Raw genomic sequence first — 16124 nt, forward strand, 5'->3', positions numbered from 1 at the left:
ACCAAAGGAACCTCTGTCCCCACTTTAGTAGTGGAGACGGAGGTTCTTTTGCGTGAAATTCGGCAACTTCCCAGTTTGTAAGAACTTTCCCAAAGAAATTGAACAATCCAAGAAGCTGGATGATCTGCTGAATCATTAGCAAACGGGCAGATCAGAAAACGTTTTGTACTACATACCATTTCCAGCCTCCAGATTGTCCAATCTTATTCACGGGACACGTAGGGCTACGAGATATAGAAAACAAGTATCTGAATGGCTTTGAATTGAAGAATAACGTATCTTTATCTATCTTGAAATGCTTCCGACTTTACATGTGATTTCAATAAAATCAATAATCTGCTGCTATAAAGTATTCTACTGGCAGAGTTTTTTGTCGTATTTTGACATTTTTAAGTGATATTTTATATAGGTATAAAGTTGCTAAATTAGTCCTCAGCTTAACTATGCAACTTTGTATCTCATTGACCTTATAGTGTTATCAAGGTTGTATACTAGTACTTTGTTACTTATTTTTCCATTTTCTTAAATTCCCCTTACTTCGACATGGTAATAATTATATATTAATGAATGAAATTAAAATTATTGTTGATAAAGGAAAAGCTGAAGGAGTGGGGCAGGTTGTAGAATGGCTCATAAAGTATGGAAGTAAAATTGTCCTTTAGAATAGAGGGGTAAAATGAACAACTTAGATGAGAAATACCTAAAAAAACGGATAGAAATTCTTCTGGAGTGGAAATCAGTGTTATTACGTCTTGCAGAAGATGAACTGTCACCATTTGTAAAATGGTGCGCTGAAAAAGAACTTAGTCAGGAAGATCAGCATTTTATAACAAACTTATGCTTGCTATTTCAAATTCATTTACATCCTGATCAGGGAGACCCTGAAGTTAAAAACATAATGAGAAATATTAAAGGTCATTTTAATGTTGATGTTGTTGAAATAAGCTGCGAATCCTTCCAAGGCTTTATTGAAAAATATCAACAAGACAAACAACCAATCCATGAATGGGACGCTAGAGAAGTACTTGAAAAGTTAGCTGAGAGTAACAGAAGTATTGAACTGAAAGAAAAGCTTCTTGGGTAGCTATGGATTGGAAAGACCCATTCAGGTTAACGGAGGCTTCTAATATAAACCTCTATCCCCACTTTAGTAGTGGAGACGGAGGTTCTTTTGCGTGAAATTCGGGGACTTCCCAGTTTATGCGAACTTTTGGAACGGTCCTTTTTTGGTAGGATCATCATTAAAAAACCCTTAAAACGTCTTTTTATTCTAAAATATGACATATAGGAGGGATCATGCTGATGAATCAAGGTGTGACTTTACTTCGTGTCGAGAGAGCTAGGAGGAAGCTGTATCAAGTCCAGAAAAAGTACGGATTTTTAACACATCCCAAAGTGATCGAACAATCCAAGAAGCTGGATGATCTGTTGAATCATTACCAAATGGGCAGATCATTAAGCTAATGTGTATTACGTGTTGCATCATATATGATTTCAAAAACTAGGCTTGGAGGTAATAAAATTGAACCGACGAAATGCTGTAACCCCCTTTGGGTGGGAGATCAAACAAAAATTGGTCGAGAAAAGAATGGATCAGAAAACGTTTTGTACTACATACCATATTCCAGCCTCCAGATTGTCCAATCTCATTCACGGGACACGTAGGGCTACGAGATATAGAAAACAAGTAGCTGAATTGCTTGAAATTGAAGAATAAATGTAATTTTATCTATTTATGGATAAAATAACTTCTATACTATACGCATGTATTCACACCAATAGCGAAATCAGTACAGGCAGTATAGCAAGAGAAATGACCGCACTAATGACGAAAGCAGAGACTGTTTCCGATTCCAGACTTTCAAAACGTGTAGCAATCATGGCAGCGACGGCTGAGCCGGGAAGGAAACCTTTACCGATTGCTTCACTGCAAACCGACCCACTAGCAGGAGGGCGGCATAAAAGCCGAAAATACCCATGAACAGAGCCAGCAAGAAAGGCCATTGCTCGATAAGCCTGCGAACCACCCTAAAATAATGACGAAGAAAATAGGCACCAAAATGTAAAAGATATGTCCGACACTCATGGATTGTTCCTCCTGAAAGCCCTCTTAATGCGGGTGGTGTATTACGTTTTCCACTGCTTTTACCTTCGCATATTCCGGCTTCCACATCGCATCCCGAACGGCTTGCTCGATATTAGCAATGCGTGCCTGAGCAACCTGATCCTGAATCGCGGCCTTCGCAACCGCAACCGCAACAGCGTATGAAACATCCCGTAATTTTCGGATATGAGGGAGCAGCGCACCGCCAGGCTTATTCGAATCTACGCCATTGGCAACAGCATCTGCTGCGGCTGTAAACATGGCAGGGGTGATCCTTTTGGCTTTGACTACAATTGCGCCCAGACCAAGTCCCGGGAAAACAAAGGCATTGTTTGCCTGTCCAATCTCAAATTCTGTATCGTTATAGGTGACGGGCTCAAAGGGACTTCCGGTAGCGATTAAGGCTTTACCCTCTGTCCACTGAAGCAAATCCTTAGGTACCGCTTCTGCAAGGTTTGTAGGATTGGACATAGGCATGATAATCGGGCGTTCTACATGCTTGGCCATTTCCTTGATGATCTCTTCGGTAAAGGCATCCGCTACGCCGGAGGTTCCGATCAATATCGTAGGCTTCACCTGACGGATGACCTCTAGCAGCGGTATTTTTTCGTCATCAGACCGGGTCCATGAGCTGACTTCATCTTTGTTCCGCACATACGGCTTCTGATAATCCAATACATCCTCCATATCGTCCGTTAGCAGACCACGATAATCAAAGGCCCAGAACGACTTGAAGGAATCCTTCTCTGCAAGGCCGTCCACGATCATGGCTCCGCGAATTTGGTCGGCGTTGCCGATTCCCGCTGCCCCCGGGCCGAACACAAGTACTTTTTGCTCACGCAGCGGAACCTTGGTGACGCCTACCGCCGAAAGAATTGCAGCCAGGGTGACCGCTCCTGTGCCTTGAATGTCATCGTTAAAGGTGAGAATGCTTTGACCGTATTTTCCGATAATATGGCGTGCGTTCACGCTGCCCACATCTTCCCAATGCAAAAGCGCTTTTGGGAATTGAGCTAACGTTTTGCTGATAAAGGTATCAATAAACTGGTTATAAGCCTCTCCGCGAACCCGTTTATGGCGATTGCCGATATACAGCGGATCATTCAGCAGCTTTTCATTATTCGTGCCCACATCCAGCACAATCGGCAGCACCCGCCCGGGATGAATACCAGCCGCAGCTGTATACACAGCCAGCTTGCCAATCGCAATATTAATGCCTCCCACACCCCAGTCACCAATCCCCAAAATACTTTCGGAATCCGTCACTACAATCAGATCTACATTCTCACCACTCAAGCCAGAATTATAGAATGCTTGTCCGATGCCGTTCGGGTCATCTATCGATAAATACACGCCTCCAGGGCGATTATACTCATGACTATATTCCTGAATCGCGGTCCCCACCGTAGGTGTGTAGACTACGGGCAGCATCTCACTCAAATGGTCGGTTAGCAGCCGATAGTACAGCACGACATTTCGATTGTGAAGGTCATTCAGGGAAGCGTTTTTGCGCAGCATGGTCGGTTGTGCCAAAAATTGCTGGTACGCCCGGACGCTCTGTTTCTCCAGAGAAAGGATGGTCGGCGGAAGAATGCCTTCAAGACCCAGTTCTTTGCGTTCCTCTTCGTTAAAAGCGACCCCCTTGTTCAAAAGGGGATTGGCTAATATATCCTTTCCCCGCAGCGGGGTGGATAATGACCCATCCTTATTCAGATAAAATGCTTCCATATAAATAACCTTCTTTCACTTCATATTGACGACCATTCATGACGAAAGATGACATGTTGTCCATAGTATGGACGTGTGAATCTGGTTTATTCGCCCTAATTTTATATGACAAAATAACCATAGTCTATTCTATTTTTGATCAAAAAGAACTATATATGAAAAATGAAGTGCAAGGTCTTTTTGCACGTATTTTACAGGGGGGAGTAGGTCTAAATGCTTGTTTTCTACTAAATGTTAAATATCAGTCTCACTTCGACATTATCCATATATATCAAGATGTGTGAGCTATTTTATTAAAAAAATATGAAGGATTAGCAGCTATGTTTAATCACTATAAGCAAACATTTTTAATTCCTTTTCAACAAAATAGAACTACCCGGAGGAAAAGGAGATGTTTATGTGCAGGGACCTATAGCCATTTTTAGCGATAACCACAGGGCTATTGATTATCCCAACGTGATTTATTTTTACGAGTATATACAGTGCGAGGATCAGGAAGCCACTTCAGTCTATGAAGACGCATGTTGCTGCCTGATTGATTACAGGGAGTCTGGACAGGCTGTACGGGTAGCGAATCAGATCCGTAGTCACTTTCCGCAGATGCCGCTGTTACTGGTGACGGATGTATCGCATCCTTTCAGTGATCAGCATATGGTGCAGATTACTGGAATAGGTCGTTTGCGCCTGCTTTTTTGGCAAGCCAATGACAACGAAGAGATGCTTTCTGAAATTCAAAGCTTGCTCTATCCCGAGTATTCGGCCAAAAGCCGGCATATTGCTTTTATCTTGTCTGTATATAACGAGGAGCAGCGTTTTGTTCATGTCAAGAAGTTTGCTGAACGGCTGCAAGCCTTTATCCGCAGTCATATTGTGGAGGGCTCTATTTATCTCATTGATGATGGCAGTCATGATGGCACGAATGCCTTGATCAAAGCGCTGGAGGCGGCGACAGACCTGTCCGTGAACCGGATTAATCAGAATCTGAGTCCGCTGCTTCAAACCAGGGAACTGGGACGCAATACTCGCAAGGCAGGAACGTATCTGGAAGGGATGCGCACCATCGGCGCGGATTACTACGTATTTGTGGACGCGGACGATTCCTTTTTTATTGAGGATATTGCCAGAATGATTAATGTCGTTCAGCAGGGCTACTATGATGTGGTGATTGGAACCAAGGACATGACGGCTGAAAACCGTTCCTTATTACGATCTGTAGTCAGCTTTGGCAAACGTGTCATTTCCCGGCCTTTTTTACCAACAGGCGTGGTGGATTCCCAGACAGGGCTTAAAGTGATGAGCTCGGTCGCTGTGAAGCGGATGTTCCCGCATTTGAAGGAACAGCTCGGGCTGGCGCTGGATCTGGAAATGATGTTTATCGCCAAGCGGCTCCAGCTTCGTGTGCTGCAATTACCCGTCAAGTGTATTGACCGAGATGGATCGCATATCCATGTCTGGAAGGATTCCATTCGTTTTTTGCGCTCGATCATTGATATTTGGTGGCTGGATCGGCGGGTGAGATAAGCACGTGACAAACCGCTTGCGAACGTTGATGTTTCCTCTATTTAATGTGCTGCTGAACGGATTTAATTTTTTCTTCCACATTGCAGCGAGCTGGTATCTTACCGGACAAGCTTATGGTCAGGCGAATGCGCTACTGGCCCTCTTTGCACTTTTGTCCGTTTTGGGCCTGTCTATTCAGCTATTAACAGCCAAGCTGGTCTCCAAGGGAGACAGGAAGCTTCCATTGCGTAGCCTGCCACTCGGTTCCCTATTGCTAAAAGCACCACTGTTGCTAACTGCGCTTGCCATGGTCATTTTGCTGGCATTTCATCCGCTGCTACGCTCGCTATTAGGTGTCCAATCCGGCCCGTTGTTCATGCTGTATGGCTTGGTAGGGCTGCATATTCTCGTCAGCTCGTGCCGTGGAGATCTACAGGGCAGGGAACGTATGCTGTCGCTGAATGTGAACTATTACATCGAGGTTTTAGGAAAGCTGAGCCTGTTTTTTATGCTGGCTGCATCAGGGCTTAAGCTGGAAGCCTTACTGCTGGCAAGCTGTGGGGGGATGCTGCTGTCGCTGCTTCACGGCTGGGCTGTTTCGGTTCGGGGCTTATCCTTACTCGGTCACACTAAGGAACGTATACCTTCCGGGCTATGGAAATCACTAGGCCAGGATTTTACGGATAGTCTGATTACGAATTTATTTATTTTGTTCTGCATCTCCATTGACATGCTGTATGTGCAGCATTACTTTCCCGAACAGGCCAGTGGCTATGCGATTGCACTGAAATACAGCCAGTTGGTCTACTACGTGTCGTACAGCCTGATTGCCGCCTTTATTCCAAAGCTCGGTGCGCAGGGTCATGATCGCCAAGCCCTGGGCAAGCTGGTTGCCGTCTATGCCGGATTAATGGCTGTTGCAGCGATCTGTGTATATGTGGGCACCACCTTTGTATTCCCGACCTCTATTCCCGTACTATTCGGGTCTTCATACCAGTCGGCAGAAGCCTATATTCCGCTGGGAGGATGGGTGTATTGGCTGTTTTCTATCGTGCTGTTCTTTGTTCATGTGCATGTGTTGGTGGGCAGACGTAAATTTATGTTCGGGCTGCTGGCCGGAGCTGCGACTTTATTGGCAGCCTTTCATATTGCACATCAAAATCCGTCTGACTTTCTGCTATCTGAATTGATTGTTTACGGCGTCATGTCTCTCTACTTTGTGGTAGATGCCTATGTATATTTGTTCAAAATAAAGATAAGGGGGGATTCAACCCGTGAATACAATACCTGAACAGGATGGTAAAACCGTAGTTTTGTTGCTCTCCTGGCGTGACATTCGTTCGCCTAAAAGCGGGGGAGCCGAAATTTTTACCCACGAAATGCTCAAACGCTCACAGCAAGACCGTTTTCAGTTTATTCATTTTTCGCCCAGGCTCAAGGGGATGCCCGAGGAAGAAATCATAGACGGAATTACGTATATCCGAAAAGGAAACATGTATAGCGTTATTTATTATGCCATGCGCTATTATCGCCATCATCGTAAGCATATTGATTATGTGATTAATCAGGCGAACACACATCAGTTTTTCACACGTTTCTGGGTAGAGGCACCCAAGCGTATTTTCTTTATACATCAGCTAACAAGGGAAATATGGTTTGAAAATGCCAGATTCCCGCTAAATCATATCGGATATCGCTTGGAGCCATTGATGCTCAAGCTTGCTCGTAAGGATCGGACAATGACCGTATCCCCATCTACCCGTTATGATCTGCTCAAGCTGGGCTTTCACCCGGATCGAGTTCATCTGTTGCCTGAAGGTATTGAGTTTGAACACTGGCCTCGGGAACAATTCTTAACTAAGGAGTCCCATCCGACCTTTATGTACGCCGGGCGCTTTGTGAAATATAAAGGTATTGATCTGGTGGTTGAAGCTTTTGGAGAGCTTAAGAAAAAATTCCCGCAGGCTATGTTATGGATCGCTGGAAAAACCGATAAAAACTATGTGGCAGAACAATTATTGCCGATTATGAAACGGTATGGATTGACCTACGGAGAACCGGATGAGCAGGGACAATCACAAGCGGATATTACCTTTTACGGATTCGTCTCAGCAGAGCATAAGCTGGAACTGATGAGCCGCGCCCATGCGCTCGTTTTCCCTTCCCTGCGTGAAGGCTGGGGCTTGACGATTACCGAAGCAGCGGCTGTGGGGACTCCCAGCATCGTAAGTAATTCACCCGGACTGGTGGACGCGACAGATTTTGGGAAAAGCGGATACCTGTGCTTCCACGGCGACGTCCGGGGATTATCTGAACAAATGGAAAGAGCAGCCAACGGCGGCGAGGACTATATGGCCATGCGTGAGCGGGCGTATCAGTATGCGCTGAGGTTTCATTTTGATCATACGGCGGCTGCATTTGAGCAGTTGATGGGAGATTGGGTAAAGGAGGCGGAACAGAGTGGACAAAGTGGTCATTCTCTTCTCCACGTACAACAATGAACGGTCAATAGAGCCTTGTTTGCGGAGCTGTATGTGGCAAAATTACAAGGATCTGCATATCGTGATTGCCGATGACGGCTCAGAGGATCAGACGGTGGAGACGATTCGTACGCTAGCCGCAGGGAGTCCAGTGCCCGTAACGATATTGGAGCTTCCTCATGGAGAGCGAGGAGTCGCGAGAGTCAAGGCGGTTGAGGAAGCCGGACGTTTGGGTGCCGAATACATACTTGTATTGGATTCCGATATGATTTTAGCCGAGCATTTGATTCAGCAGAGCATCGACTTTTTTGACCATCATCAGGACATCGGCGCATTGGTCGTTCCCGAGGAGGCCTATTCGGAAGCGACCAACTTTTTTTCCAAAGTCAAAGTCTTTGAGCGGAATGTGATTAACAATGCGGGTGACACCTTGGGAAAACGTTCGATTGAAGCAGCACGCTTCTGGCGAATGAGCGCTTATGAATCGACAGGCGGATTTAACGCAGAGCAGATTGCTTTTGAAGAAATACAGCCGACCCTGCGTTATATAGAGTCTGGCGGAGTCATCCGGCGGGCAGTGTTTACACGTGTATATCATGATGAAAAACAGGTCTATTTGCGTGATGTATTACGTAAAAAAGCTTACTACTTCTCGGTGATGGATCGTACGCTGTCGTCTGAGGAGGGGGGATTGCGGAAGGCGCTGGAACGGTGGTACTTTTTCCGTCCGGTGCTGTATACATGGAGCAATCTGAAAAGCTATATCTGTCACCCGTTGCTAACGGCAGGGATGCTATGGATGTATGCATGCCTGACCGTGATTGGGGCAGCCGCCGTGTTGAAGGGCGGCGCCCGTCACTCAGGCGATCTCGCTAAGGCGGATAAGGCGTAAGGATGAACGGCCCAGGGTCAGCGTATCCACCGTGTACAGCTCGAGATCGGAGGATTCCGACTCATCATACGGTATATACAGTGAGTGTGCAGTTAGCTGAATGCCTTCCTGTTCAGGATGACGAAGCGAGCTGCCGACAGGATATAGCTCAGTGAGTGCAACATGTACAGCGGTGACGATATCTTGCTCATTGAGCAGCACATAAGGTCGGTATGGAGCATTGAGAATACTGTCTAGAAATAGCGACAAGTTGGAAGTCGCGTTCTGGTCTGCATACAGTCGGTTTCGGTTGAGCTTGGCTTCATCAAGCGCCTTGTATAGGATTTTTTTCAGTGTGTCATCATCCAGCTCCAGTGGTTTTGTCAAAAAGCGGAATACGCCCACTTGATTAATCGCCGATAAAATGGTCTGCGTATGCAGGTGACCTGACAAAATGATCCGCACGATATGGGGATAATCCTCCTTGATCATGCGAAGGAAGGTAATCCCGTCCAGACCAGGCATAAGCAGATCGGAAACCACGACATCAATGGGGTGCTGCTCCAGTATCTGCAAGGCTTCTTTGGTGGTATGGGCGGTATATAAGGTGAAGCTTTCTTCCGACAATGTCCGTTCAAGCAGGGACAGAACCATAGGGCTGTCGTCAACAAATAGAATGTTTTGGGGTGTCATAAGAACTGCGCAACTCCAATCAGGAAGTAAGAAATGAGGAACTACATGTATAATATCAGCGTTTTGGCATTTTTGAAAGATGTCAATACAGAACGAGCGCTGCGTCTTTTTTGTGAACGATTCGACTCAGCGGAGCATGCGCTCTGGGAAAAAGGAATGCGTCTGCTTCACCAGTATCATGCTGCACAGCATGCGGGAGTAACCCTGACCGTCTCCAGCGCACTTCAGCATATGGACGATCGTCATGATATTTACATTGTTGATCTGCGAGAGTATAGCGAAGAAGAGCTGGATCGTTTATATATTGCAAAAACCTGCGAGTTGCTGCTGCTGACGGACGAGGCAATGGAAACCGCTGCTAGGTTTGCTGCACTCCAGCGCCGGACTCCCCGGCTGCTGTGCGCACGGTTGCCGCTAGTCAGCTACGAGCTGGAGTGTCTGATGCAGGCTATTCTGGGCCGACTTGAATCGAATGGAGGAGACAGTGAAGCATGAAGCGATGGGCTTTGTTGAAACCGGGTTGGCAAAAGCTGATCCTGTACCTGCTTGTTCTGGGCATGACCATGCTTCTGGCCATTGTGCTTCAGTGGTTTATCGTTCGGGAGTTCGGCAGTCAATTGGCAGATATTCAGGACAAGCAGCTCCGGTATGAAGTGCAGGAATTGTCCAGTCGTATATCCGAGCACTACGCGACATGGCAGGCTGAGCTGAATGAGCTTGCATCTGGCCTTGGCAAAAACATACTGAACCAGGAGACTCGTCAGTATACTGATGGCTTTAAGCGTGGAAGCGGGGCATTTTATGTGCTGGATGAACAGTATCGTGTCATCGCAGGACGTGACAACCGTGAGATGAAAAGCGCGATACAGCAAATTAAATTACTGCAAAACGGCTGCGCTGTAAGCCCCTTTGTGACAGAGGAGCATCAGCCTGCCCAGTATATCATATGCAGGATTCAAGGAGCGCAGACGGGCGGATTTATGGTGCGTACGATTGACTCCGGTATGCTCAGCGGCATGATCAAGAGTAAACCGGTCAATCAGCATGAGGTTTTATTTTATAATGATCAATTCAAGGTCGTAGCTTCCCTCAACACACCGGATATCAATCGGACAGACATTACGGGCGTGACCCGCAGGCTGCTGGAGGGCAATACGGGCGTTGTTGAAGATCAGGGAGTGAAGCATGGAATAGGGTTCAGCCGCATGGGGGAGGAGGCTCTTTATATTTCCGTTAAGGATGTCGGTCAGGACACTGCCCAACGGATAAGCTCTTTTCGCAAAAAGGTGTGGCTGGTCATGGTTGTGCTATTGTTTATGCTGTGGGCCATGCTCGTACAGTTTCGCAAACGGGTCGTGAAGGATGCGCTCGTGAATAATCAGGTGTGGGACCAACGACGGGATGAAGATATGCGTCAGCAGCAGGATACGTATTACTTGCCGTTAATGCAGACGATTGAGCAGCGGCTACAAGAGTTGCAAGAGCAGACTACACACCTGACAGGCGGTGACGATTTGAAGCTGTTAGGCTTTTATCATGATCTGGTGAACCGCTTTGAGGCAGCTTCCAGTCAGGGAAAGGGAGCAACCCATGAGGAATTGGAATATTTCCGTGAGCTGAATGAAAATTTCATTCAGGGACGTCTCAAACAGGAATCCTCGCTGGGAGGTCTGCTGACTGGAGTCCGCACCTTACGTGACGAACTGGAAGAGAAGATGCACGACAATAGCGGAATCCGTTTCACAGATATGAATGAAGTGTTGTCAGAATCGCTGAAATGGGCGAACCGTTCGTTGAACATGAAGGATATTCAGGTCATCTTGCGGCAAGAGCCAGTTCCATCCATTGCGGCCCAAGCACCCTTGCTGTACAAGACGATTCAGGGACTGCTGGAAAACGCGGTGCAGGCGATGGGACAAGCGGATGAGCTATCAGAGGATCAGCATCGAGGCCGAACGGGTCTGCGTACCAAGCGGAAGACGCAAGTGCTTAAGGTCAGCTCGCGGCTGGAAGAAGGAGAAATCGTTATTACCATTGAGGATACGGGCGGCGGTATTGATGACAAGATGCGTTGGAGCTATTTCCAGCCGGACTATTCCGAAAACTCGCAAGAGCATACGTTCAGCCTGTATCATATGGATGCCTATCTAAAGACGATCAGTGGCCGCTTGAAGCTGCGTAATACGGATCAAGGCTTGCAGGCAATCGTTCGTTTGAGAAGATAACGGAGAGATAAACCGAAAGATCATCGGAAATTTCAAGAGAGGGGGGCCAGGCATGGTAAGAAAATGGATATTTCGATACCGCTATGATATGGCAGCAATCTTGCTGATGCTGGCTGCGATTGGCGTATATCTTGCGCCTATCTATGGACCAGGGCAAATCGTATTTAGTGATATTGCCTTTGGAGCCACCTCTCATCGGTATCTGGAGGAAATTATGGGGGTATGGAACGAACGGTGGTCTACCTCTACCATGTTCAATGCTCCCCGTATCCTTTATATCTTGCCCTTCTATGGACTTTCGTTGCTATTCGGAGAAAGCGGCCCGGTCTTGCTGAAGTCGTTTATCACGGGTCTACTGTTTGTTTCGGCATTTTCGATGTATGCCTTTGCCAAGCGGCTGGTCAGTGTATATTATTCACCGAGCTTTACGAAAACTCGCATTTTTGCCATCATGATCGGCGCACTGTTTTATGCACTGAATCCGTGGGTTATATTCCGCATTCAGCATATCTATTTGCTCTGTGGATATAGCTTGTTCCCGTTAATGCTGCGTTTCTTTTTCAGCGCGGTTGATCCCAAATTTCAAATTCAGCAAATTAAAAACTATCATCCTCACAGGCTGTACCAGCGGAACTGGATAGACTTGTTTCTGTTGGCTGCGGTATTTACCGTCAGCGCCGCTGCGATTCATTATTTTTTCTTCGGCATGATTTATTTGGGCTTGTTCACCGTGCTTCTGCTGATCAAGCTGACCTGGACGCACCGCAAGTCTGGTCGCACCTATCTACAGCCGTTATACGGCAATTTTTTGCGTAAAGGGATCATTTTTGGCGTGTTCTTCGGACTACTCAGTTTTTACTGGTTGTCCCTGTATCTCGGCAGTATGGTGATGGATGCCCAGGCGTCGCAGCATAATATCAACGTCGTCGATACTTTGTCCCTGTTCAGTCGTAACAGCAGCTTAATCAATGTGGGTTATTTGCTGAGCTATTGGTGGCCTATGTTTTCCTTTTCCTCACTGCCTGCGATGTTTTATGTGGGAGGGGGGTTTTTACTGCTCTTGATTGGCTATGCGATGGTGACGCGCTCACACAAAAATCCGATCATTCTGATCTTTTCGTTGCTTACGCTCCTGTTTCTCGTTGCCGCCACCGGGACAACCTTCCCGTCCATTGCCAAGTGGTTTGTCATTCTGGTGACGAAGACCCCTGTGATTGGCTCGGTTTTCCGTGATCCCAACAAGTTTATCGGGCTGATTGCCCTTAACTTCGGGGTACTACTGACCTTCGGTGTGATTCAGATTATGGAATGGTTTGGATCATCGCCGCTGCAACGAATGTATAAAAGGCTGGTGCTGGTCATTGTCGTCCTGTGCCTTGGCGTGTATTTTGCACCCTTGCGTACCCAATTCATTGAGGGATATTACAAGCCTGTTCAAGTGCCAGAGGCTTATAGCCAAATGGCTGAAAAGCTGACAGACCCGGACCGCTTCGACAGCAAAGCCTTGTATTTTCCGATTGCCGACAATATGATTCAGAGCTTTAACGGCGTAGCCACGCCCAAATGGAATAAGGGGAAGACAGCAACCGAGAAGGCAACCGGGGATTTTCAGGTATACTCTTCTCCTAAAAATACAGTCTTCCACCATGAAGGCAATGACTCCGGTATTACATATTATATGAACTTTCTGGAGTATTTGCTGGACAACGGATTAAGCTCGCGGTTAGGCTGGCTATTCTCCACTTTTGGGGTCAATCAGCTGGTCTACCATGACGAATATGAGGGACAGGAGAAGCGGCAGGATTTCCACCTGTCTCAGCTGGAGGGTCAGACCGGGCTGAAACGCACATACAAGAACGGACTTTTTTCCATATTTAATCTGGATCAGCCGCCCCCTTACATGAACATATTAACGAGCAAAATTGTAACACCTTACGGGTTTAGCCGACTGGAGAGCTACAGCCATCTGCCTGGATTTGATTTTAGTCGCTTCGGCGTATTGTTCAGTGCGTTAAAGCCTGAGCTAAAAACCGTTCAGACGGTCAACAAGGGGGATTATGTGGAAGCGGCCTCCTTTAATGATTTGCTGTTGTCACAGCTTCCGGCAGAGGATTATTTGCGTCCGTTTGATGTCATTGAAGATGGTAATGCCTTTTTAAAATGGTCCAAAACCTTTGCCTCGACTAACGATTGGTTATGGTATTTATCGTCCCAAAATATACGGAATTTCCCGTTTGATATGGAAATGGACGCTGGAATTGCTGTCACCTTTGCCAGTAAGAAGCTGGATGTGGCCCCTTATCAGATGAGCAGCATTGAGGGGAAAACAGTCGTGGATTTTGATTCCATGCTGCGGACCGAAACCTTTTTCAAACCGGATAATCCGCAGTTGTTCAGTGTGGAGGCTAACCCGCGTGAGGAATTGAATAATGTGCCAACCCTGCACGGCGAGATTATGAAGGGGGACCCAAGTAATATATGGCAGGTCGCCAGATCCGGGTTGCTGGAAGCCAAGGAAAATAACCCGTACCAGTTTCAGATCACCGTCTCTGGACGCGGCACGAACAAAATGCATGTTAAAATGAGGTTTTATGATAAGCAGATGCGTGAGCTGGGGGTTAGCTATGTCGTTGCACCTTCGGAGGGATACAATTTTGACGGTGTGAAATTTTACGGGGAATATGTGTCCCCGCCGGGCAGCTACTGGATGCGAATGGATTTGTTAACCCTGCAACGCCCGCAGCAAAAGAACTACTGGTGGATTCATGATATCCAATTGCGTGATTTGGGACAATATAGCAAGCCTAACGCATTTACGATGCACAAAAAGCTGGAACAGCCGCAAACCTCGCATGTCTATGCAAGAGTGTTTATGAATAAGGCAGGCGGGAAGCTGCGAGTTACGCTGCCGGGCGGAGTGGTCGACATCAAGACCCATGATGAAGGCTTGAATCAGTTCCAATGGGTCGACTTGGGGGAGCATGCTTTTCCCAAAGGGGATACCCCGATTACGGTGAATAACCTGCAAGGCTTTAATGCGGTCAATCAATTTGCGATTGTGCCTGTAGACCAACTGGATGAGCTATCTTTTCCGGTGGAGCAGGCATTGAAGCGAGGCAAGCTCTTTTTCACGCTGGAGGCCGAGAACGATTTTAACGCCCAAGGAAATGTACAGTCAGAGCGTGCTCTGCCGAGGCTCAGCATGGGACGGGGAATCAGCTATCAGAAAGGTACATTAAGCAGGGATGTGGAGATCGCCAAAACCGGAACCTATTCCACAGCTATTCTGGCTGATTTACCTGCCGGGTATCATGGGGCATTGACGATGAAGTGGACGAATGAAGAGACAGGCAAGGTGCTGACAAGAACGATTCATACAGGTGAATCGTATACGCGGTTGTCCGTTGCCTCTTCATCCGAAAATCAGGTTATTGAAACGGTGCCGAATCAGGATGGCTTTGCCAAACAAATCATTCAAATTCCTGGTCTGTTGAACGATTATGGACGTGTAGAGTTCAAGAATCTGTTTTTAACCAAAGGGAAGTATCGCTTAACGCTGGTGTTGGACAGTCAGGTGCCGTCCACGAGCGGGTATGGAGATATTCATCGGATGGCTGCGCAGGAAGTGACGGTTATGCCAGAGGATAACACGAAGGAATCTTTAACCAATGATGTAGGCTGCGTGGCGGATATTCAGCCTGGCAAGACGAGTCTGTCATCAGGCGGCGAGGGGTTGTCCATTCGTTACGTACCGAGCTATTCATGTGATTGGAATATATATGCGTCGAAGAAGATGAAGGCTGAGCCGCTGCAAGAGTATGCCGTACAACTGGATGCGCGGTCAGATCAAATTGGAAGTCGGCATATGAAGGTTATTTTTTTGAATAAAGCCTCCCAAATCCTCCAGACCTCTTATATTAACGAGGTGGAGGAGCGAGATAAGGAGCAATGGAATCATTATGATCAGATTGTGAAGGCTCCGGCAGGAACCGCCTTTATGCAGTTTCAGATTTTGGCACATGCGCATAAGAAGCAGTCAGGCTTATTTCAAATGAAGCATTATTCCATCATTCCTTATCGGGCCATGATTACAGTGGATCAGCTTACGCTGTTTGAGGGGACGGATATGGAAACCTTTTTTACGGCTCCCCATGCTTCAGAAAGTATTCAGGCTACTCGTGAAAATTCCATGGAACGCAGCTTCACGCTGTATAATCCGATGAATCAGCAGGTGCTGATTCGGGAAACCGAGTCGCCCAATCCACTGTGGGAATTCAGACTGGGAAGTGAAACCCAGCGTGCCCGTCTGTCGGTGAACGGAGTGACTACCGGATTTATAACCAGTGGCAGCGGAAGCGGCAAGGTCGTCATTATTCTGGCTTCCGCCTACCGTTTTGGCTGGATACTGTTCATCATTGGGATTCTTGGTGGAGCAGCTTGCTTTCTTCCATATCGGCGATGGAAAAAGCGAAAGATTCCATAGAAGGAAGTTATCATGATGCAATTCAGTAGCCATTAGAGGG

Annotated in this window: 12 protein-coding genes and 1 pseudogene; 10 read left to right on the forward strand and 3 right to left on the reverse strand. The window is 46.9% G+C overall.

Annotation, left to right across the window (positions count from 1 at the left end; all coding sequences use genetic code 11):
• The first annotated feature begins 676 nt into the window (after positions 1–676).
• From ACIFO6_RS22735 to ACIFO6_RS22745, 3 genes are all read left to right on the forward strand, one after another.
• The gene (locus tag ACIFO6_RS22735) at positions 677–1084 is read left to right on the forward strand and encodes a hypothetical protein (protein ID WP_430044164.1); all 408 of its coding nucleotides are present in this window, start codon (positions 677–679) and stop codon (positions 1082–1084) included.
• 212 nt (positions 1085–1296) lie between these two features.
• A complete protein-coding gene (locus ACIFO6_RS22740; protein WP_430044166.1) occupies positions 1297–1464 on the forward strand; it encodes an aspartyl-phosphate phosphatase Spo0E family protein in 168 nt (55 codons plus the stop codon).
• 58 nt (positions 1465–1522) lie between these two features.
• Entirely contained in the window at positions 1523–1717 is a 195-nt protein-coding gene (locus tag ACIFO6_RS22745; RefSeq protein ID WP_430044168.1) for an XRE family transcriptional regulator, read from the forward strand.
• A 53-nt stretch (positions 1718–1770) separates the two neighbouring features.
• Here the strand turns inward: ACIFO6_RS22745 and ACIFO6_RS22750 are convergent.
• A pseudogene (locus ACIFO6_RS22750) lies at positions 1771–1902 on the reverse strand (AEC family transporter); the annotation flags it as partial.
• Between the two features lie 208 nt (positions 1903–2110).
• Positions 2111–3832: an NAD-dependent malic enzyme gene (locus ACIFO6_RS22755; protein ID WP_430044170.1), complete on the reverse strand. Its 1722-nt coding sequence runs from the start codon at positions 3830–3832 to the stop codon at positions 2111–2113.
• A gap of 399 nt (positions 3833–4231) precedes the next feature.
• On the opposite strand from ACIFO6_RS22755, the gene ACIFO6_RS22760 reads away from it, so the two are divergent.
• The 4 genes from ACIFO6_RS22760 to ACIFO6_RS22775 are packed head-to-tail and all read left to right on the forward strand — an operon-like array spanning position 4232 to position 8704.
• A complete protein-coding gene (locus tag ACIFO6_RS22760) occupies positions 4232–5353 on the forward strand; it encodes a glycosyltransferase family 2 protein (RefSeq protein WP_430044172.1) in 1122 nt (373 codons plus the stop codon).
• Between the two features lie 4 nt (positions 5354–5357).
• Positions 5358–6623 (forward strand): transporter, encoded by a 1266-nt coding sequence (locus ACIFO6_RS22765; RefSeq protein WP_430044174.1) that lies wholly within the window; start codon positions 5358–5360, stop codon positions 6621–6623.
• Positions 6607–7833 carry a glycosyltransferase family 4 protein gene (locus ACIFO6_RS22770; RefSeq protein ID WP_430044175.1) on the forward strand — a complete coding sequence of 409 codons (1227 nt, stop codon included), beginning with the start codon at positions 6607–6609 and terminating at the stop codon, positions 7831–7833. The genes ACIFO6_RS22765 and ACIFO6_RS22770 overlap by 17 nt, the downstream gene beginning before the upstream one ends.
• Positions 7793–8704 (forward strand): glycosyltransferase family A protein, encoded by a 912-nt coding sequence (locus ACIFO6_RS22775; protein WP_430044177.1) that lies wholly within the window; start codon positions 7793–7795, stop codon positions 8702–8704. Before ACIFO6_RS22770 ends, ACIFO6_RS22775 begins: the two co-directional genes overlap by 41 nt.
• Here the strand turns inward: ACIFO6_RS22775 and ACIFO6_RS22780 are convergent.
• Complete coding sequence (locus ACIFO6_RS22780) at positions 8672–9376, reverse strand: response regulator (RefSeq protein WP_430044179.1); 705 nt, start codon at positions 9374–9376, stop codon at positions 8672–8674. The genes ACIFO6_RS22775 and ACIFO6_RS22780 overlap by 33 nt on opposite strands.
• A 45-nt stretch (positions 9377–9421) precedes the next feature.
• On the opposite strand from ACIFO6_RS22780, the gene ACIFO6_RS22785 reads away from it, so the two are divergent.
• Genes ACIFO6_RS22785 through ACIFO6_RS22795 form a run of 3 tightly spaced genes read left to right on the forward strand, consistent with a single transcriptional unit; the run spans position 9422 to position 16084 of the window.
• Complete coding sequence (locus ACIFO6_RS22785; protein WP_430044181.1) at positions 9422–9871, forward strand: hypothetical protein; 450 nt, start codon at positions 9422–9424, stop codon at positions 9869–9871.
• Positions 9868–11601, forward strand: a complete 1734-nt coding sequence (locus ACIFO6_RS22790; RefSeq protein WP_430044184.1) for an ATP-binding protein — start codon at positions 9868–9870, stop codon at positions 11599–11601. The genes ACIFO6_RS22785 and ACIFO6_RS22790 overlap by 4 nt, the downstream gene beginning before the upstream one ends.
• A gap of 52 nt (positions 11602–11653) precedes the next feature.
• Positions 11654–16084: a hypothetical protein gene (locus tag ACIFO6_RS22795; RefSeq protein ID WP_430044186.1), complete on the forward strand. Its 4431-nt coding sequence runs from the start codon at positions 11654–11656 to the stop codon at positions 16082–16084.
• The last annotated feature ends 40 nt before the right edge of the window (positions 16085–16124 follow it).

This window comes from Paenibacillus sp. NRS-1781 (genome assembly GCF_050467745.1).
Classification (GTDB): domain Bacteria; phylum Bacillota; class Bacilli; order Paenibacillales; family Paenibacillaceae; genus Paenibacillus; species Paenibacillus terrae_A.

Excerpts from the sequence above, each read along its gene's own strand:
- ACIFO6_RS22735 (WP_430044164.1), top strand. The coding sequence starts at position 677 with ATGAACAACTTAGATGAGAAATACCTAAAAAAACGGATAGAAATTCTT.
- ACIFO6_RS22740 (WP_430044166.1), top strand. The coding sequence starts at position 1,297 with ATGCTGATGAATCAAGGTGTGACTTTACTTCGTGTCGAGAGAGCTAGG.
- ACIFO6_RS22755 (WP_430044170.1), bottom strand. The coding sequence starts at position 3,832 with ATGGAAGCATTTTATCTGAATAAGGATGGGTCATTATCCACCCCGCTG.
- ACIFO6_RS22780 (WP_430044179.1), bottom strand. The coding sequence starts at position 9,376 with ATGACACCCCAAAACATTCTATTTGTTGACGACAGCCCTATGGTTCTG.
- ACIFO6_RS22785 (WP_430044181.1), top strand. The coding sequence starts at position 9,422 with ATGTATAATATCAGCGTTTTGGCATTTTTGAAAGATGTCAATACAGAA.
- ACIFO6_RS22790 (WP_430044184.1), top strand. The coding sequence starts at position 9,868 with ATGAAGCGATGGGCTTTGTTGAAACCGGGTTGGCAAAAGCTGATCCTG.
- ACIFO6_RS22795 (WP_430044186.1), top strand. The coding sequence starts at position 11,654 with ATGGTAAGAAAATGGATATTTCGATACCGCTATGATATGGCAGCAATC.